The 20,794-nt window shown below is 30.6% G+C and carries 18 protein-coding genes; 16 read left to right on the top strand and 2 right to left on the bottom strand.

Going from position 1 to position 20,794, the window contains the following annotated elements:
• Positions 1-2: 2 nt before the first annotated feature.
• A complete protein-coding gene (locus CSPA_RS21235) occupies positions 3-1,691 on the top strand; it encodes a [FeFe] hydrogenase, group A (protein WP_015394438.1) in 1,689 nt (562 codons plus the stop codon).
• A gap of 125 nt (positions 1,692-1,816) precedes the next feature.
• On the opposite strand, the gene CSPA_RS21230 is transcribed toward CSPA_RS21235, so the two are convergent.
• A complete protein-coding gene (locus tag CSPA_RS21230; RefSeq protein WP_015394437.1) occupies positions 1,817-2,212 on the bottom strand; it encodes a pyridoxamine 5'-phosphate oxidase family protein in 396 nt (131 codons plus the stop codon).
• 176 nt (positions 2,213-2,388) lie between these two features.
• Between CSPA_RS21230 and CSPA_RS21225 the strand changes: the two genes are divergently transcribed.
• The 10 genes from CSPA_RS21225 (at position 2,389) to ilvD (ending at position 15,161) form a co-directional block, all read left to right on the top strand.
• A complete protein-coding gene (locus CSPA_RS21225) occupies positions 2,389-2,739 on the top strand; it encodes a winged helix-turn-helix transcriptional regulator (protein ID WP_015394436.1) in 351 nt (116 codons plus the stop codon).
• A 111-nt stretch (positions 2,740-2,850) separates the two neighbouring features.
• Positions 2,851-4,551: a flavin monoamine oxidase family protein gene (locus CSPA_RS21220; RefSeq protein ID WP_390624466.1), complete on the top strand. Its 1,701-nt coding sequence runs from the start codon at positions 2,851-2,853 to the stop codon at positions 4,549-4,551.
• Between the two features lie 117 nt (positions 4,552-4,668).
• Positions 4,669-6,057: a L,D-transpeptidase family protein gene (locus CSPA_RS21215; RefSeq protein ID WP_015394434.1), complete on the top strand. Its 1,389-nt coding sequence runs from the start codon at positions 4,669-4,671 to the stop codon at positions 6,055-6,057.
• A gap of 149 nt (positions 6,058-6,206) precedes the next feature.
• Entirely contained in the window at positions 6,207-6,893 is a 687-nt protein-coding gene (locus CSPA_RS21210) for a response regulator transcription factor (RefSeq protein ID WP_015394433.1), read from the top strand.
• Positions 6,880-8,286 (top strand): HAMP domain-containing sensor histidine kinase, encoded by a 1,407-nt coding sequence (locus CSPA_RS21205; RefSeq protein ID WP_015394432.1) that lies wholly within the window; start codon positions 6,880-6,882, stop codon positions 8,284-8,286. The genes CSPA_RS21210 and CSPA_RS21205 overlap by 14 nt, the downstream gene beginning before the upstream one ends.
• Before the next feature lie 120 nt (positions 8,287-8,406).
• Complete coding sequence (locus tag CSPA_RS21200; protein ID WP_015394431.1) at positions 8,407-9,312, top strand: coiled-coil domain-containing protein; 906 nt, start codon at positions 8,407-8,409, stop codon at positions 9,310-9,312.
• A gap of 292 nt (positions 9,313-9,604) precedes the next feature.
• Positions 9,605-11,005 (top strand): APC family permease, encoded by a 1,401-nt coding sequence (locus CSPA_RS21195; RefSeq protein ID WP_015394430.1) that lies wholly within the window; start codon positions 9,605-9,607, stop codon positions 11,003-11,005.
• Positions 11,006-11,183: 178 nt separating this feature from the next.
• Positions 11,184-12,419 carry an MFS transporter gene (locus CSPA_RS21190; RefSeq protein ID WP_015394429.1) on the top strand — a complete coding sequence of 412 codons (1,236 nt, stop codon included), beginning with the start codon at positions 11,184-11,186 and terminating at the stop codon, positions 12,417-12,419.
• Between the two features lie 90 nt (positions 12,420-12,509).
• Positions 12,510-13,232 carry a FadR/GntR family transcriptional regulator gene (locus tag CSPA_RS21185; protein WP_015394428.1) on the top strand — a complete coding sequence of 241 codons (723 nt, stop codon included), beginning with the start codon at positions 12,510-12,512 and terminating at the stop codon, positions 13,230-13,232.
• Positions 13,233-13,445: 213 nt separating this feature from the next.
• Complete coding sequence (gene ilvD, locus CSPA_RS21180; protein ID WP_015394427.1) at positions 13,446-15,161, top strand: dihydroxy-acid dehydratase; 1,716 nt, start codon at positions 13,446-13,448, stop codon at positions 15,159-15,161.
• A 184-nt stretch (positions 15,162-15,345) separates the two neighbouring features.
• Here ilvD and CSPA_RS21175 read toward each other — a convergent pair whose 3' ends face one another.
• Entirely contained in the window at positions 15,346-16,200 is an 855-nt protein-coding gene (locus CSPA_RS21175; RefSeq protein WP_015394426.1) for a MurR/RpiR family transcriptional regulator, read from the bottom strand.
• 341 nt (positions 16,201-16,541) lie between these two features.
• On the opposite strand from CSPA_RS21175, the gene celB reads away from it, so the two are divergent.
• The 5 genes from celB to CSPA_RS21150 all read left to right on the top strand — a co-directional run bounded on the left by celB (position 16,542) and on the right by CSPA_RS21150 (position 20,629).
• Positions 16,542-17,762 (top strand): PTS cellobiose transporter subunit IIC, encoded by a 1,221-nt coding sequence (celB, locus tag CSPA_RS21170; RefSeq protein WP_081603996.1) that lies wholly within the window; start codon positions 16,542-16,544, stop codon positions 17,760-17,762.
• 43 nt (positions 17,763-17,805) lie between these two features.
• A complete protein-coding gene (locus CSPA_RS21165) occupies positions 17,806-18,123 on the top strand; it encodes a PTS sugar transporter subunit IIA (protein ID WP_015394423.1) in 318 nt (105 codons plus the stop codon).
• Positions 18,124-18,301: 178 nt separating this feature from the next.
• Positions 18,302-19,750, top strand: a complete 1,449-nt coding sequence (locus CSPA_RS21160; RefSeq protein ID WP_015394422.1) for a glycoside hydrolase family 1 protein — start codon at positions 18,302-18,304, stop codon at positions 19,748-19,750.
• A gap of 60 nt (positions 19,751-19,810) precedes the next feature.
• Positions 19,811-20,119 (top strand): PTS sugar transporter subunit IIB, encoded by a 309-nt coding sequence (locus tag CSPA_RS21155; protein ID WP_015394421.1) that lies wholly within the window; start codon positions 19,811-19,813, stop codon positions 20,117-20,119.
• Positions 20,120-20,317: 198 nt separating this feature from the next.
• Positions 20,318-20,629 (top strand): hypothetical protein, encoded by a 312-nt coding sequence (locus CSPA_RS21150; RefSeq protein WP_015394420.1) that lies wholly within the window; start codon positions 20,318-20,320, stop codon positions 20,627-20,629.
• Positions 20,630-20,794: the final 165 nt, after the last annotated feature.

Here is a 20,794-nt window from a genome sequence, read left to right as displayed (position 1 = left end):
GGATGATCGGACAGTTTATGACTATTGATAATATACCTGTAGAAATACAAGATGAGAAAAACATTTTGGAGTTAGTTAGAAAAGCAGGTATTGAATTACCAACCTTTTGTTTCTATTCAGAACTTTCAGTTTATGGTGCTTGCCGTATGTGTATGGTAGAAACTAAACGTGGAGATATTGAATCAGCATGTTCTACACCTCCAAGAGCTGGTATGGAAATATTCACTAACACACCAAGACTTAGAAAATATAGAAAGAACATTCTTGAATTATTGCTTGCAAATCATTGTAGAGATTGTACAACATGTCAGCAAAGCGGAGCATGTAAACTTCAAGAGTTAGCAAAAAGATTTGGAATTAATGATGTAAGATTTCCTAATACAGCACCAGATGTTGAATTAGATGAATCTTCAGTTGCTATAGTTAGAAATAAAAGCAAATGTATCTTATGTGGTGATTGCGTAAGAGTATGTGAAGAAGTACAAAATGTTGGAGCAATTGATTTTGTAGGAAGAGGTTCTAAAATGACTGTAACTACAGCTTTTGATGAACCTATAGGGCATTCAAATTGTGTTTCTTGTGGCCAGTGTGCAGCAGTATGTCCTACTGGAGCAATTGTTGTAAGAAGTAATACAGAAAAGCTTTGGCAGGATTTAAATAATCCTAAGAAACGAGTAGTTGTTCAAATAGCTCCAGCTGTAAGAGTAGGTTTGGGTACGCAATTAGGAGAAGAAGATGGCAGAAATGCAATGGGCAAAATGGCAGCTGCTCTTAGAAGAATGGGATTTGATAAGATTTTCGATACTTCAGTAGGAGCTGATCTTACAGTTATTGAAGAAACAAATGAATTTGTATCAAAACTCCAAAATAACGAGGCATTGCCATTATTTACATCTTGTTGTCCAGCATGGGTGAATTATGCAGAAAAGACTTATCCAGAGTTAATGAAAAATGTATCATCTTGCAAATCACCTATGGGGATGTTTGCAGCTGTATTAAAGGAACATTATAGAGAAGATGATAGGGAACTTGTAAGTGTAGCAATTATGCCTTGTTCGGCTAAAAAATTCGAAGCAGCAAGAGAAGAATTTAAAAATGATGGTGTACCTGATGTGGATTATGTAGTTACAACGCAAGAATTCGTTAATATGGTAAATGAATCAGGAATTGCATTCTCAGAATTAGAGCCAGAAGCATTAGATAGACCATTCCAAAGCTGTAGTGGAGCTGGAGTTATATTTGGTGTAACTGGAGGTGTTACTGAAGCTGTAATTCGTAAGGTTTTAAGTGAGCAACCAGTACCAGCATTACGTTCTTTTGCATTTGAAGGTGTTAGAGGCATGGAAGGTGTTAAGGAAACTACTATTAATGCATTAGATAGAGAAATAAAGATTGCAATAGTAAGTGGATTAAAGAATGCTGATAATATTATAAAGAAGGTAAGAGCTGGAGAAGCACATTATGATTTTGTAGAAGTTATGGCATGTCCAGGTGGATGTATAAATGGTGCGGGTCAACCTTTTGCAAAGGCTGAAGAAAAGGTAAAACGTGGAGCTCAACTTTATAAGGTAGATAAAATGAAGAGCATAAGCCGTTCAGATGATAATCCATTAATGGATTCCTTATATTCAGGAATATTAAAAGATAAGACTCATGAATTACTACATGTTCACTATAAAGGAAAAGAGTAGTAGTTTGAATAAGTTTGACGCTTTGTGTAGTAGCTTCACTCTTTGAAAATAAAAATGTTTATAGGTGGGCGTAGTATCATATTTTTATGATATTACGCTCTTTTAAGTATTTGTAAAAAACTTAATTATAGGTTAAATGTTTTTGCGCCGTTAGTGAAAGAATTAATTACGGCAACAGCATTAGTAAGATAGAATACTTCAAAAATTTCATCATCAAGATTGTACATGTTTTTTAATGATGGTACAGCCTCTAACATAGCTTCTTTAGCTTCACGTCTAGAATCAACAACAGCAGTTCCGCTTAAACGAATCCATTCGCCTTTTGGTGATACAGTAGATATTTCAACTTTAGGATTTGCAACTAATTGCTTAAAAACAGGTTTTGTGTTATTTGTGCAGAAATATAATTTACCTTCGAATTCGTTTACTGCACCGAAAGGACGTACTCTTGCTTGGTCATCTTCAATTGTTGCAATATAAAAAGTTGGATTTGTAGTTAAAAATTCTAATACTTCATTCATTTGAATTGCTCCTTTTATTTTAATATGATAAAATTATTATGTACTTTCATAATATATTTGTACAAAAAATATTTCAAGTACGATTATTTGTAATACATAGTATCACAAAAGATACTAATGATTTGATATTAGATTATGTTATCATCATAATTAGCAATTGATAAAGGAGAAGTTTAATGGAAGAAAAATATGATTTGTTTGGCAAATGTCCGTTTGTAACAGCTCAAAAAATAATAGCTGGTAAATGGGCAGTAGTAATTTTACATAATTTAAGCAATGGGACTCTTCGATTTGGGGAACTTCAAAAACTACTACCAGATTTAACCCAAGCAACCTTGACAAAACAGCTTCGCAGTTTAGAAGATAATGGGATGGTAAGGCGTCATGTATATCCGCAAGTACCTCCTAAAGTAGAATATTCTTTGACCGATATAGGTGAGGATTTTAAATCAGTATTAGATAGCATCTCAGTGTGGGGAGAGAAGTATATAGCGCATATGAAAACAATGGATAAGATTTCGGAATAAATATGATTAATGATTAGGTAATAATAAAAGAATAGTATTTTCCTTACATTTTAATAATATATTTATACTAGAAATGATGTTGTAAGGAGTTGAAATTATTTGGCTAAAGATATGAATTTTATACAGCCAGATAATCCAACAAATGAAGAGAGACATAAAATGTTAAGAATGACATTAGAGAAAGTAAATAGACTTGAGGATTTCGATAATATAATTAAATTACTTGGTCCACCTAAAGAAATTACATCAATTTTAAATCCAGGTAGTTGTAAAGATATTAAAGTTGGAATAATAGGTGCAGGTATTGCAGGACTTACGTCAGCATTTGAACTTAGAAAACTAGGCTTTAATATTACTATCTTTGAAACAGAAAAAAATCGTATAGGAGGAAGAATTTATACGCATTATTTTGATAAAGATAAAAGGTATTATGGAGAACTTGGTGCAATGCGGTTGCCAATATCTCATGAATCTGTGTGGCATTATATAAATCTTTTTAAATTAAAAACAAGACCTTTTATTCAAAATAACGAAAATGCATTTATTTATATACGAAATAAGAGAGCTAGGAATGATGCTCAAGGTAAAAGTGTTATGGAAAATATTTATCCTGAATTTAAGTTGACTCCTAAAGAAAGAAATACTCCATGGCAAAAATTGATTGAATATGCTTTAACTAGTAATTTATATAAAATTAGTCCAAATATAAGAAAAGAGTTATTAGAAATAAAAAAAGAATATTCTATGACAATCAAATATGTTGGTAGATATGGTATAAGGAGAGTAATGGAAAAAATGGGGTTAAGTGAAGGTGCAATAGAATTGATTTCGGGAATAGCACCATTTCTTGGCTGTTTTTATTATAATAGTTATTCTGAAAATTTAATTGAAGAGTATACACTAGATTATGCCTATAGATATGAAATTGAAGGTGGCTTCATTAAATTACCTTTAGCTTCGTATAAATCCTTATTATCTACTGAGCCAAAGGAATATGTTAATATTGATGAAAATAGTTTAGGAAAAGTCACTTTTAAGAGAGGAAAAACGATAATAGGTATACATAAATTTGATGGATTGAATAAAGTATGCCTTGAATACAGGGATGAAAAAAACTTAGAAATATTTAAAGAAAATTTTGATTTTGTAATTTGTTCGATTCCTTTCTCTAGTCTTAGGAATGTAAACATTGATCCTATGTTTAGTACAGAAAAGATGCAGTCAATAAAGGAAGTTTTTTATACATCATCTCAAAAGACTGTATTTCTATGTAGGAAGCGCTTTTGGGAAGAAGGTTCAGCAAATGAAAGAATAATCGGAGGAGGATCAAGTACGGATTTGCCAATTCAAACAATATGGTATCCAAATCATTCCGGAAATATAAATCAAAAACGTGCTTTAGAAAATAGAAAAAGCAATTTAAATAGATCTGCAGGAGTATTATTGGCATCATATAATATTAATTTAGATGCAATACGCTTAGGTAATTTAGATGATAATGATAGAATTTATGAAATAAAGCGGCAAGTTGAAAAAGTTCATGGGCTCAAAAAAGGATATCTTGATCCCATAGTGATTGATTATAAAACTGTTGATTGGAATAAAGAAAAAGGTTTTTATGGAGCATTTTGTTACTTTTATCCTGAGCAACAGCAACTTTTTTCTTACGCAATAGAAAAACCAGAATATGAGAATAGAGTTTATTTCGCTGGAGAACACGTTTCTTTGACGCATGGATGGATACAAGGATCTATATTATCTGCTATGAATGCTGCAAACTCTATAGCAGAATATTGTAAAAGTATGATATGAGAAGAAAGAAGAAATTTGAAGGGGGATTTTTATTTTAGGCGGGCTTTTTTTGGAGAAAAAACATATATTATTAAATTGAATTTTTTAGTATAATATCAGAGGAAGGGAGTAAGCATCATGAGAAGAAAAAGAAATAGTAGTCGTAGCAGAGTTCTACCAAGTGTTGTAATAGCTGTAAGTACATTAGCTGCTGCGTATTTAGGTATGTCCTTATATTCCGCGAATCATTTTCATTTTGGAACTAAAATTAACGGCGTTAATGTTGGGGGTAAAACTGTTGAAGATGCTGAAGGTGAATTATCATCACAAATGCAAAAATACACATTAGAATTACAAGAGAAGGGAGATGAAAAAGAACAAATCAAAGGTACTGATATTGGCTTGAAATATGATGATGAGAAGATTAAGGAGTTAAAAGATAAACAGAATTCTTTTGCGTGGCCTTCTACATTATTTAAAAAAGATAATGCAGAAGCTGATAAAGTAATAACTTATGATGAAAATTTGCTTAATAAAGCTATTGATAATCTTAAATGTGTTACTAATAAAAAAACAACTAATCCTCAAAATGCTAGTTTAAAATATAACAACGGAAGTTATGAAATAGTAGAAGAAGTTGCTGGAAATAAAATAAATAAAGAAGCATTGCATCATAGTGTTGCAGATGCAATAGTTAATGGAAAAGCATCTTTAGATTTATCTTCAAGTAATTCCTATGAAAATCCTAAATATAACGCAAAGTCACAGGAAGTAGCTGATGCTAAAAGTATAATGGATAAGTATGTAAATTTGAAAATTACATACAAGTCTAATGGAAAAACTGAGATATTAGATGGTTCAACAATACATGATTGGCTTAGCGTGAATGAAAATATGGAGGTTACATTTAACGAGGATAAAGTAAAGAGATATGTAAATAAAATAGCTAGTATCTTTAATACTTTTGGTAATACTAGAGATTTTGTGACAGCTTCAAATAAAACAGTTCAAGTTAGTGGTGGTAATTATGGATGGATTGTTAATAAATCTCAGGAAACTAAAGATTTAATTGAAGCAATTAAAGGTGGACAAGATGTGACAAAGGAACCTGCATATGCTCAAAAAGCAGCAGTAACAGGTAGTAATGATGTTGGAAATACATATGTTGAAGTTAATTTAACTAAACAACATGTATGGTTTTATAAGAATGGTTCCCTTGTAGTAGACGGAGATGTTGTTACAGGAAATGTAAGCAATAATACAGGAACACCAATTGGAACTTATGTTTTAAATTATAAAGAAAAAAATGCAACATTAAAAGGAGAGGATTATTCATCACCAGTGGATTATTGGATGCCTTTTAATGGAAATGTTGGACTTCACGATGCAAGTTGGAGATCAGAATTCGGTAAACAGATATACTTAGCAAGTGGTTCCCATGGATGTGTAAATTGTCCTTATAATTTAGCTCAAACAATATTTGCAAATATAGAGGCTGGAACTCCAATTGTAGTATATAATGAATAAGGTATTATTTAATTTATATTTATTTATGGATTTATAAGACAATTTAATAGTAGATGTAAAAATAGATGTGTTAAAATAAAAGCAGGTTTAGAAAATTCATAAACTTGCTTTTATTTTTGTTTAAAATGGAATTTTTGGAGGGTGAAGATATGGGGATTAAAGTTCTAATAGCAGAAGATGATAATGTTTTTAGAGATCTTGTTTGTGATATAGTAAAAAAAGAAGGATATACACCAGTGGAAGCGTGTGATGGTCAAGAAGCAATTGATATTTTTTTCAGTAGAAATGATATTGATTTAGTTATTCTAGATGTAATGATGCCTGTTTATGATGGATGGGAAGTGCTTAAAGAAATAAGAGAACATTCAGATGCACCAGTACTTATGCTTACAGCTTTAGGAGATGAAAAACATGAAGTTTTAGGACTTAAAAATGGAGCAGATGAATATATTGGAAAGCCTTTTGGCTATGAGGTATTTGTTGCTCGTCTAAATAATCAAGCTAAAAAAATAAAGAGGGAAGTTTCAAATGAATTAAATGTTGGCAAAATAAAAATAAATCAAGGAACTCATAAAGTTGTAATAGATGATGTAGATATTAAATTAAATCCAAAAGAATACAATCTTCTTATTTATTTTATTAAGAATATGAACACTGTATTATCAAGAGATCAAATATTAGATAAAATATGGGGATATGATTTTGAGGGAGATGTCAGAACTATAGATACTCATATCAAAACTTTAAGAGCTAAGTTATTGCTCCAAGGAAATTACATAAAAACAGTAAGAGGCAGTGGTTATATGTTTGAGGTGGAAGAGAATGAAGACTATTAAAACAAAACTTTTTTGCATATTCTTAGGGTTAATGATTTCTCTGATTGCAGGTGGAATAATATTAAATTCTTTATTTTTAGAGTCATATTATGTTTATAAAAATAAAGGAATATTAGTGTCGGTAAGCGAAAAAATAAAGGATGAATATATCAGTAGTGCTGGTAGTGAATTTGAATATGCTGATATGGTACAAAATATAGAAAATATAAATACGATAATCACTGATAAGAACTTTAATATAAAATACAATTCAGTTAGGAAAAAAACTTCGGAAGAAGAAAAAAGATTATCAAAGCAAGTACAAAAAGAGATTTTAGCTAATGATAAAAAAAATGCAAAGAAGTATGTATATTATATAGCTGAAAAAGAGAATGATCAAAATACTCGATTGGTGTTTTTTTCAAGAATAAATGATGATGAGTTTATTATTTTAACAAAGTCTGTTCGAAGTATCCACCAAAGTGTAGTAATTGCAAATGAGTTTTTTATTATTGCAGGAATAATAATTATTTTCATTGGAGCTGTAATCGTACTTGTTTTTTCTAATAAGATAACAAAGCCAATTATAGAAATGAGTAATGTAGCGGAAAGTATTTCAAATCTTCAATTCGATAAAGTGATAAAAACTAATTCGGAAGATGAGATTGGTAGATTAGGGAATAGCATAAACAAAATTTCTGATAAATTAAATTGTAGCATTAACGAGTTAAAACGGGATATAAATAGCAAACAAGAACTTATTAGAAATATGTCCCATGAACTTAAAACTCCAATAGGAATAATTAAAGGATATGCAGAAGGATTAAAATATGGAGTGGTTGAAGATAAAGAAAAGATGGCTAAATATTGCACAATTCTAGTTGAAGAATGCGATAGGATGGATAAATTAGTAAAGGAACTTCTGAATTATTCTATGATGGAAGGTGGTATGATTAAATTAAATATTACAGCCTTTAATATTAAAGCGTTGTTATCAAGAATAATTGAGAGATTTACACCTGTATTTGCGGAAAAAAATATTAGTTTAAATTTGGAATGTATAGATGATTTTATTATATCTGCGGATATGGATATGCTTGAAAAAGCTTTAAATAATTATATAACAAATGCTATTGATCATGTAAGTGATAAAAAAGTGATTGATATCAATGTGGAAAATGGCAAAGAAGGGGTTGCGATTAGTGTTGCTAACACTGGTGAGTATATACCTTTAGAAGAAATAAATAAGATATGGGATGTTTGTTATAGAATAGATAAAGCAAGGTCAAGAAAATATGGGGGGCATGGGATTGGATTATCTATAGTTAAATTAATAGCTGAACTTCATGAGGGTGCAGCTAGCGTAGAAAATATTGATGGTGGTGTAAAATTTTCTATAGAAATACCAAGTTAATACAATTATATTTCACATAAATTTCACAAAAGGATTTTATTATGTATTTGTAAACAGTTATTACTGAATTACAAATACATTTTTTTATTGGAAAATAAGTAGGTTAAGGAGAGGATTAATATGAAAAAGAATAAAATTTTAGGAATTGCAATTGCAGCTATAATTGGGATGACAAGTATGGTGCCTGCATTTGCAGATGATTCTGTTGCAGCAACTCAAACAACTACTACAGTGCAAACACAAACAAAACAATTAACACAAGAGGAAATTCTTCAAAGGCTTACACAAAGGGCAGAAAAGTTAGGCGTGGATATAACAGGTTTAACTAATGAACAAGCAAGAGATAAAATAAGACAAGCAGAAGCTGCTAAATTAGGCATAGATATTACCGGCCTAACAAAGGATCAAATAAATGCAAAAATTAAGGAAGTACGTGAAGCTAATGCAGCAGCGCGACTTTCTAAAATAGCGGCAAAGTTAGGCGTGGATATAACAGGTTTAACTAATGAACAAGCAAGAGATAAAGTAATGCAAGCGGAGGCAGCTAAATTAGGAGTTGATATAACTGGTTTATCTAAGGAAGATGCATTAGCTAAAATGAAGCAGGCGCGTGAAGCTAAAGCTGCTGAAAGACTTGCTCAAGAAGCAACAAAATTGGGAGTAGACATAACAGGTCTAACAAATGATCAAGCAAGAGATAAAATAAGACAAGCAGAAGCAACAAAGTTGGGAATAGATACTACAGGATTAACAAGTGATCAAATAAAAGCAAAAATAAAAGAAGTTCGTGGTACAAAAAAAGAAGAAAACACTCAAAAGCTTACTGCAGAAGCAACAAAATTAGGAATTGACACTACTGGACTTACAAATGAACAATTAGCTACTAAAATAATAGAAGCAAGAGCAGCAAAGCTTGGAGTTGATGTTACAGGGCTTAATAACAAAGATGCAAGAGCAAAGCTAAAAGAAGCTAGGGAAGCAGCTAAAGCTAATAAAACAGTAAAATCAACAAATGGAACAGTATAAAAATCATAAATAAAACATAGGTCATGTGGATGGATTTTCTGCGTGACCTATGTTTTTATTTTTATAGTTACAAATAGCGAAAATGAAAATGTTTTATTGATATTTTACAGTATGATACTATTATTTTCATTTTAATCTGAATAAAATTCAAATAATAAATGGTAGGAGTTCTGAATTGTTATATTAATAACAAATTGAAGTCTAGTTTTGTCGAACATGTATACAAATACAATTATATATTATATTATTTTAATATAAATATTAAATATTTAAAGATGGGAGAAAAGAAAAAATGTCAGAAAGAAATGATAAAAAGATTCTATGGTATACCTTAGCGTTTATGGCGTTTTCAACAGTGTGGGGATTTGGAAACGTTATCAATGGATTTTCAGAGTATAATGGTCTTAAATCGATAGTTTCTTGGATTTTAATTTTTGTTATTTATTTTGTACCATATGCTTTGATGGTAGGAGAATTAGGATCTGCATTTAAAGAATATGGAGGCGGAGTTAGTTCGTGGATTAATGAAACAATAGGACCTAAAATTGCTTATTACGCAGGATGGACATACTGGGTAGTACATATGCCTTATATTTCACAAAAGCCATCAGGTTTTATGATTGCAACAAGCTGGGCTATATTCCAAGATAAGAGAATTAGTAGTATGGATCCTAAATTAATGCAACTAGCATGTTTAGTAATATTTATAATTGGTCTATATATTGCATCAAAGGGATTAAATCCATTAAAAAAATTGGCTGCACTTGCAGGAACATCTATGTTTGTAATGTCAATTTTATTTATTGTTTTAATGATAGCGGCACCTGCAATTACAGATGCGCATTTAAATTCTATTGATTGGTCAATAAATACTTTTATGCCAACATTTGATTTGAAGTTTTTTACAAGCTTATCTATTTTAGTTTTTGCAGTTGGTGGTTGTGAAAAGATATCACCTTATGTTAACCAAATGGAAGATCCTGAAAAAGGGTTTTCAAAAGGGATGATTGCACTTGCAATTATGGTTGCTGTATGTGCTATTTTAGGTACTATTTCACTAGGTATGATGTTTGATTCAAACAATGTTCCCAAGGACTTAATGACAAATGGAGCATATTATGCATTCCAAAAGCTGGGAGAATATTATCATCTTGGAAATTTATTTGTAGTTATTTATGCTGTTACAAATATGATTGGACAATTTGCTGTATTAATTATATCAGTAGATGCGCCTTTACGTATGTTACTTGATAGTGGTGATAGAAATTTCATTCCAGAAAAGATGTTTAAGAAGAATAAGTATGGAGCATATATTAATGGTCATAAACTTATTTTAGTTATAGTTTCAATATTAATAATTGTACCAGCTATTGGTATTAAAGATGTTGACGCACTAGTTAAATGGTTAGTTAAGTTAAATGCAGTATGTATGCCTCTTCGTTATTTATGGGTATTTATTGCATATGTTGCACTTAAAAAGGCAGGAGACAAATTTAAATCAGAATATCATTTTATTAAAAATAGAACAATAGGAATGATATTTGGAGCATGGTGTTTTGCTTTCACTGCTTTTGCATGTCTTGGCGGAATGTATTCAACTGATACATTCCAATTATCACTAAATATAATAACACCATTTGTATTGCTTGGTTTAGGCTTAATTATGCCTTATCTTGCTAAAAAAAATAGTTAAAATAGTTGAGTTATGATGAGATGCCTTAGAATGATAAAAAAATTCTTAGGCATCTCATTTTCATTTATTATTAAAAATAGTGTATAATCTATATATGTAGAAATTAGGCATAAAAGTAAAAATTGATTGCTAATGTTTTAATTTATGTATTTATATCCAGAAGAAAGAGAGAATATAGATGAATATAACTAATGACTTTAAAAATAGATTTAATAATCCATTTACAGCATTGAAACATAAGAATTTTAGATATTATTGGATAGGTATGTGTGTGTCATTAATAGGTACTTGGATGCAAAATATAGCCCAGCCATGGTTGGCATATACCTTAACTAATTCACCTTTTTTACTAAGTTTAATTGGAATAGTACAATTTACGCCAATGCTAATTTTTTCACTATTTGCAGGAGTTATAATTGATAAATTTTCAAAAAAGAAAATTTTGTTGTTTACTCAAACTGCATCTCTTGTTATTACATTAGTACTAGCAATTTTGGTATGGACAGGGAAAATTCAATATTGGCATATTTTGATTATGGCTACAATGCTTGGAATAGTTAATACAATTGATATGCCTTCGCGTCAATCTATAATTATAGAACTTGTAGGTAAAGAAGATTTAATGAATGCTATTGCTTTAAATTCAATGGTATTTAATCTAGCAAGAATTGTAGGACCAGCTATTGCTGGAATAGTAATGGGATATGCTGGAATAGCAGTTTGCTTTTTTGCAAATTCAATTAGCTTTGCAGCAGTTGTAGTTGGTTTGTTTTTTATAAAAATAAATGTAGTAAAAAGAGGAGAGAATAAGGAAACTAGAATTTTAGCGGAAATTAAAGATGGATTAAAATATATTTATAGAAAAAAGGTTTTGTTACATACAATATTAATTTTAGCCATAGTAGGTACCTTTGTACCAAATTTTAATGTACTTGTTCCTGTTTTTGCAAAGGAGATTTTAAATCAAGGAGAAGCTGGTTTTGGTCTATTAATGTCCTTTATGGGATTTGGATCATTTTTGGGCGCTATGTGTGTAGCTGCTTTAAGTAAGTCGGGTCCTAAAAAGTTTATAATTTATTTTGTACCATTAATAGTAGCTATGCTATTAATTGCTACTGGTTATACTAATATATATTTATTAACAGGAATTTTTTTAGCTTTAACAGGTTTCTTTTTTATATGTTTCACTTCTAGTGCTAATTCAACTCTGCAGCTTAACTCGAAAAATGAATATCGAGGCAGAGTAATGAGTGTATATACTTTAGTATTTGCAGGATCAACACCTTTTGGTAATCTTTATGCTGGGTTGTTTGCTGAACATTTTAATGCAAGAGTAGGGTTTGCAGCTTGTGGTGGGATTATAATTCTTCTTATGATTCCTTTGCTTTTTGTGAAAAAAATAAGAGGGTTATAATCACAGGTTAGTGTAAAATATATAGTTGATGTAGTAGTATAATAAAATTAAGTGATTTTAGAAAAATGAGATAATTTTTTAGGAGGAAATATGTCGGCGACTAATAAGTTTAATAATATAAATAATTCTTCAAAATCTTTGGGTGAGCAGATGTCAGATAGGATTATTCAGTTAATTATAGAGAATAATTGGAGTATTGGTGATAAATTACCTAACGAATATGAACTAGCTGATATGCTTAATGTAGGAAGAAGTACAGTCAGAGAAGCAATAAAAGCGTTAGTTTCAAGAAACATATTGGAGATTAGAAGAGGTGCTGGAACTTTTGTATCTCAAAAATGCGGAATTGTAGATGATCCATTAGGATTGACGTTTGTAAAAGATAAATTCAAGTTAGCTCTTGACTTGTTAGAAGTTAGATTTATGATTGAACCAGGAATAGCAGCAATAGCAGCAGTGGAAGCAACAGAGGAAGAAATTCAGCAAATGACTATTTTATGTAATGAAATAGAGGCTTTAATTTTAAAGGAAGAGCCATATACTGAAAAGGATATAGAATTTCATACAGCTATAGCTAAAAGTAGCAAAAATTTAGTTATGGAGAATTTGATTCCGATTATAAATAGTTCTATTGCAATATTTATTGATATTACAAGCCAAGAATTGCGTAAAGAGACAATAGAAACACATAGAGAAGTCTTAAATGCAATTACAGAACATGATTCTAATGGGGCTCGTGATGCAATGTTTTTACATTTAGTATATAATCGTAGGAATATAAAAGGTGTTATAAAGAAGAGAATGAATGATTAATTATGTAAAGAGCGAGATATATCTGCTTCATAAAGTAAGCGGATATATTTTTTTTCGAACTTGCAAATACATCAGATGAATATCAAGAAAAAATGATGAAAAATATAAAAATAAAAAGATTTTAGAGAATATATTGAAAAATACATCTGATGTGTTATGATGGATACATCGGATGTATTTTGATGATATAAAAGTAAAAAGGAGAGACATGTTATGATTAGTCAGGAAATAAGAAAAATTGCTCCAGAAATGGACCCCCTTCGCAGAGGAATGGGATGGACAACTGAAGATTTAGCAAAACCACAAATTATTATAGAAAGTACATTTGGGGATAGTCATCCGGGAAGTGCACATCTTTTAAAATTTGTTGACAAGGCAGCAGATGGAGTTAACCAATCAGGAGGAAAAGCAGCGAGATATTTTGCAACAGATATTTGTGATGGTATGGCACAAGGCCATGATGGGATAAATTATTCTTTAGCATCGAGAGATACAATTGCTTCTTTAATAGAAATTCATGCAAATGCAACACCATTTGATGCAGGAGTATTTATTTCAAGTTGTGATAAGGCTGTTCCATCACACCTTATGTCAATTGGGAGGTTGAATATCCCAGCTATAATAGTTACAGGCGGTGTTATGGAAGCAGGACCTGACTTACTAACTTTAGAACAAATAGGTGCTTATAGTGCTATGTGTCAGCGAGGGGAAATAACAGAAGAAAAATTAACATATTATAAGGAAAATGCATGTCCTTCTTGTGGTGCATGCTCATTCATGGGAACCGCAGCTACAATGCAAGTTATGGCAGAGGCGCTTGGATTGATGCTTCCAGGAAGTGCTTTAATGCCAGCAACTTGTGAAGATTTAGAAGAGGTTGCGTTGAAAGCTGGAATACAAGCTGTAAAACTAGCAAAAATGAATCTTTATCCAAAGGATATCGTAACAATTAAGTCTTTTGAAAATGCAATATTAGTTCATGCTGCTATATCGGGATCTAGCAATTCACTATTACATTTACCAGCTATAGCTCATGAATTTGGATTATATATTGATGAGAAAACTTTTGATTCAATACACAAAAATGCTCATTACTTGCTAGATATACGTCCAGCTGGAAAATGGCCAGCACAATATTTCTATTATGCTGGTGGAGTGCCTGCAATAATGGAAGAGTTAAAACCTTTACTTCATTTAGATGTTATGACTGTAACAGGTAAGACTTTAGGTGAAAATTTAGAGGAATTAAAAACTAATGGATTTTATGAAAAGTGTAATTCTTATTTAGAAAAAGTAGGTTTAAAGAAAGAAGATGTTATACGTCCATTTGATAATCCTATTGGTACAAATGGATCAATTTCTATATTAAAGGGAAATATTGCACCTGAAGGTGCAGTGGTAAAACATACTGCAGTTCCAAAAGAAATGCATACAGCAATATTAAAGGCAAAGCCTTTTGACAGTGAAGAAGAAGCAATCGAAGCTGTATTAAAGAAAGTCATTCGCCCAGGGGATGCAGTTATAATTAGATACGAAGGTCCAAAAGGAAGTGGAATGCCTGAAATGTTTTATACAACAGAGGCTATTTCCTCCGATGAAGAATTAGGGGCAAGCATTGCACTCATAACAGATGGAAGATTTTCTGGAGCTTCTAAAGGACCAGCAATTGGACATGTCTCACCGGAAGCTGCTGTAGGCGGACCGATTGCATTGATAGAAGAAGATGATTTGATTGAAATCAATATTCCTAATAGAGTTTTGCAGGTTATTGGAGTTGATGGAAAAGAGTGTAGTAAAGAAGAAATAGATAAAATTTTTGAACAACGTAAGAAGAATTGGAAGCCTAGGAAGCAGAAATATGAATCTGGTATTTTGAAGATATTCTCAGAACATGCAGTATCTCCGATGAAAGGTGGGTATATGAAGTAAACAAAAGAAATTGGAGATTTCAATTAACAGATCAGTAAGAGTTTTGTTAATTGATGTGTCGAGTTAATATACACTAATTATTCAAAAATGAGTTACATTAAAAAAGTATCTCATAATAATTGCAGAATTATTACGAAATACTTTTTTAAGTATTATTAATGAATAAAAAGAAATACTAAATTTACTAGGATTTTTCATTTGTATATTTTCTACTTTGTATAATTTTGTTTTGGTGCTTAAGGCTTATATCTATATTTTTACCGTTTGAAAGTGCTTTAAGATACAAATAATCAATTACAGTAATTTGAGAAATATAAGACGAAAGTTTTTCAATTACTGTTTTAGGATTGATAGGGTGAGTATATATAAAATCATCAACCATTTTAGCAAAAGGTGAATTTGGATTGCTGGATATACCTACTGTAGGCACACTATTGTCTTTTAGTGTATCAACTAATGTAATGGTATCTTTGTTCATACCAGAATTACAAAAAACTATAGCTATATCATCAGAATGTAATTGAGATGCCAACTTTAGTTGCATATGATAGTCAGCATTATAAATACAAAATAATCCAGTATCAATAAATTTATTATAGGAATTTTTTGATAATTCTCCAGATGATCCTAAGCCTAAAAAAGCTATTTTCTTTGAATTCAAGATTTTTGTAACAATATTATCTAATAAATTAGTATCTAATATTGCTGCTGTTTCATGAAGATTTTGAGAATATAAATCTGTAATGTATTTATATATATCGGATATATTATCTGCATCGAGCTTTTTTTTGCTATTGTCAGATGCTTTTGTAACTTCGCTTGCTAATGACACTTTAAAATATTGGTAGCCTTCGTATCCTAATTTCTTTATAAATCGAAATACTGTAGCTTCTGAAATACTAAGCTCTCTAGCAAAATCGTCAATTGTATAATATATAACTTTTGCTGGATTTTTCAAAATAAAATCGGCAATTGTACGCTCTTTTGAACTAAAGGTATTATATCTATCAGTGATTTCTAATAAACAACTGTTTCCCAAGTGATTCAACTCCATTCAAGTAGTTCTTATATACTTTAAAATAAATTAATGAAATATTTATTTCATTATAACATAAAAATACTTGTTATAAAAAACAAAATGAAATTTTTTTTCAGGTATTGAAAAAAAATTTCATGAATGATATAATTTAAATCAAGATAATGAATAATAATTTTACGGCCGAAAATATTCATGTCATTATTGTAAACATTTAATAAAAATTTTGGAGGTACGATTATGAATGGATTTATAAATTTCCTAGAAGAAAAAGCAATGCCGGTTGCAGGTAAGATTGCAGCACAAAGACATATTAGAGCTTTACGTGATGGGTTAGCAATACAATGCCATTAATTATAATAGGTTCAATATTTATGATTTTAGCTAACTTCCCAATGCCGGGTTATGCAAATTTTGTAAACGGTATCTTTGGGGCTGGTTTTACAACAAAGCTCTTATATCCTATTAGAGTTACATTTGATATTGTAGCAATACTAGCTGTTATCTCGATTTCGTATCAACTTGCAAAAGATAGAGAAGTTGATGGACTATCAGCTGGAACACTATCACTTGCAGCATTTTTAATGCTAACACCAGTACAAACTATTGATGTAGTATTACAAAATGGTGATAAATTGAGTTTGGGAAAAGTTCTGCCGACAGCAAATCTATCAGCAGGTGGATTAATAGTAGCAATTCTTACAGCAATAATCGCTACAGAAATATTTATATTTGTTGTTAAAAAGAATTGGGTAGTAAAAATGCCAGAATCTGTACCACCAGCTGTAGCAAAATCTTTTACAGCTATAACACCAGGTCTTATTATTTTAGTAGTGTTTTTCTTAATACGTTTAGGATTTGAAAGTACATCATACCAAACAGTGTTTGCTTTTATAACTAAATTCGTTGGAGCACCATTGGCTTTAGTTGGATTATCTTTTGGTGGAATGTTTGCAACAGTATCACTTTATAGTTTCTTTTGGACACTTGGAATACATGGGACGCGTGTAGTATTCGGAGTTATGGATTCAATATTACTACCAGCTATGGACCAAAATCGTTCAGCGTTAGAAGCAGGTCACCAATTACCGAATATAGTAACGCTTCAATTTTATGATAACTTCGTTAACAGTTTAGGTGGATGCGGAGCAACATTGGGTTTAATTATATGTATTATATTGATTGGAAAATCAAGACAAGTAAAATCAATAGGTAAATTAGCTCTTGCACCTGCGATATTTAATATTTCAGAACCTATAATATTTGGTATTCCAATAGTTATGAATCCAATAATGATGATTCCATTTATTCTAGCGCCTTTAGCTGTAGGTTCAATAACTTATATTGCAATGGCAACAGGTTTAGTTAGTTATCCAGCAGGAATTGCAGTACCATGGACTGTACCATCATTTTTCTCAGGCTTTTTAGCTACAAACGGCGATTGGAGAGCTATAATTCTTCAAGGTATAAATATACTTGTTTCAGCTATTATTTATTGGCCATTCCTAAAAGCTTATGATCATAATATGGTAAGGCAAGAACAAGAAGATATAGAAGTATCTTAGATAAATATAGAAATCTAATACTAAGAAAGGAAAGGAAAATATAATGGAAAATTTAGAACAACAAGCATTCTCTTTAATAATGCATAGTGGGGACGGAAGAAGTTATGCTTTCGAAGCTATTAGAGCGGCAAAAGAAAAAGAGTTTGAAAGAGCAGAAGAGTTATTGAAAAAATCAAGTAAAGAATTTGAACAAGCACATCATGTACAAACAGAATTATTGACCATGGAGGCAGATGGAAACGCAAAAATAATTTCGCTATTATTAATACATGCTCAAGACCACTTGATGACAGGAATTACAGTAAAACAATTGGCAGAAGAAATTATAGAAATAAGAAAAGATATGACAAATTCAAAATAAAAAGATGAGATGTGTGAAATGGGCATATTTCGCACATCTGATCAAGAATAATTAATAAACATTTTCGGATTATATTATAACATAAAAAATAGTTAAATCAAAAACTTAATAATGAAATAGGCAAAACCTAAAAAAATTAGAACAATATTAAAATTCATAGTATATTTGGAGGCAAGATATGGAGTTGAAAAAAAGTACATTTGAATTACCTAAAAATTTTTTCCTTGGAGCATCATCATCCGCATGGCAAACTGAGGGGTGGACAGGTAAAAAGGATGGTCAAGATTCATATATGGATTTGTGGTATAAATCTACACCACATCTTTGGCACAATGGTTATGGACCTACATTAGCAACGGATTTTTATAGAAGATATAAAGAAGATGCTAAACTTATGAGTGAGGTGGGATTACAAAAATATAGAACCTCTATTGATTGGTCTAGATTTATAAAAGATTATGAAACTGCAGAAGTTGACGAAGAAGCACTTGAATATTATAACAATATGATAGATGAGGTTATTAAAAATGGTGTTGAACCAATGATATGTCTTGAGCATTATGAATTACCAGCTGTATTATTTGAAGAATATGGGGGATGGGGATCTAAGCATGTAGTGAATTTATTTGTAGAATATGCTAAGAAAGCTTTTGAAGCTTTTGGCCATAAAGTTAAGTATTGGTTCACTTTTAATGAACCAATAGTAGTACAAACTAGAGTGTATTTAGATGCGATTAGATGGCCATTTGAACAAAATACAAGAACTTGGATGCAGTGGAATTATAATAAAATTCTTGCAACAGCAAAAGTAGTTGAAGCCTTTAAGTTAGGTGAAATTGGAAAGGATATTGGAGGGAAAATTGGTGTTATTTTAAACCCAGAAGTGACTTATGCAAGATCGTCAGCGCCTCATGATATGAAAGCAGCTGAAATGTATGATCTTTTCTTCAATAGACTTTATCTTGATCCAAGTGTAAAAGGAGAAATTCCAGCAGAATTATTTGAAATTCTACAAAAACATGATTGTTTATTTGAATATAATGATGAAGAATTAGCTGTTATTAAAAATAACACTGTTGACTTATTGGGGTTAAACTTATATTTTCCTCATAGAGTAAAAGCTAGGACAAATGGGTGGAATCCAGAGGTGCCATTTCATCCGTCATACTATTATGATATGTTTGATTTGCCTGGTAAAAAGATGAATCCTCATAGAGGTTGGGAAATATATCCTAAAATAATGTATGATATGGCAATGAGAATTAAAAATGAATATGGAAATATTGAATGGTTCATTGCTGAAAATGGAATGGGAGTGGAAGGCGAAGCAAAGTATAAAAATGAAGAAGGTATAATTCAAGATGATTATAGAATAGAATTTATATCTGATCATTTAATTTGGCTTTTAAAAGCTGTTGAAGAAGGATGCAATTGTATTGGATATATGTTGTGGGCATTTACTGATAATGTGTCACCACAGAATGCATTTAAGAATAGATATGGGCTAATTGAAATTAATTTAGAAGATGATAGAAATAGAATTATTAAAAAATCAGGTCGTTGGTTTAAAAAGATATCTACTGATAGATGTTTTGAAGCTAAAAATACGGAAACAGTTTATAAGTAAAAATATTTAGTACGTAAAATTAAAGTGAAAGATATAAAAAAATATTATGAGGTGATTTTAATGAAAATTTTATTAGTTTGTTCGGCAGGAATGTCTACAAGTTTATTAGTTACAAAGATGGAGAAAGCAGCGAAAGAAGAAGGAATTGAAGCAACAATTTGGGCAGTATCTACTGATGCAGCTGATTCAAATATGGCAAAGGCAGATGTCGTATTAATAGGGCCGCAAATTCGTTTTCAGCTTCCTGAAATGAAGAAAAAAGGTGAGAAATATAATATTCCTGTAGAAGCAATTCCGTCTATAGATTATGGTATGTGTAATGGTCCAAAAGTTTTGAGCTTTGCAATGAATCTAATAAATAATAAATAATAAAATAAATTTAATAATATTATTTTAAACCGTGGTTAAAGTATTTTTCCACGGTTTAATTAATGTAAATATAATTTTTTTGCGCTGAAAAAATGGAAAAAAACTTAACATGTGTTATAATAAAATACAACAAATTTATAAGGTGGATGCAAAAAAATAATATTATCAAAAAAGTATCCGTGAAGAGGAGAGATTACAATGGAAACGATAAATAATATGTTAGATAAAGCTCCAGTTCATTTGACAACTAATACAATAATTTTAGCAGCAGTAACTATTATAGCTGTTTATGTTGTAATAAAAGCTATTAGTGGAATTATAAAAACAGTTGCAATAATAGGAGTGTGCTATTTTGTACTAATGTCGTTACAAAGTACAAATTTAGTTAATATACCAGGAGTGAAGGAAAGTTACACAGCAATTGAAAAGATAATTCCTTCAAAGGAAGTCTGGACTCAAGCAGTAGATAAGGCTGAAAAAATTAATAAGGTAGTTAATGATTTGAATTAATTTTTCTCGGCAAGAAGTTTAGGAATACATAATAATAAATTTTTTGATTTAAAATAAAGCATATGAAAGAAAACTTTAGGATAAAGATATATAATAAATTATATATTATCTTATTGTATTCTTGAGTATGCTTTAATATTAAATAAAATTAGAATAAGGGGTGGA

The sequence above is a fragment of the Clostridium saccharoperbutylacetonicum N1-4(HMT) genome (assembly GCF_000340885.1).
Lineage (GTDB): Bacteria > Bacillota > Clostridia > Clostridiales > Clostridiaceae > Clostridium > Clostridium saccharoperbutylacetonicum.
Note: the sequence above shows the minus strand (reverse complement) of the source record. Positions and strands in the feature narration are given on the sequence as shown.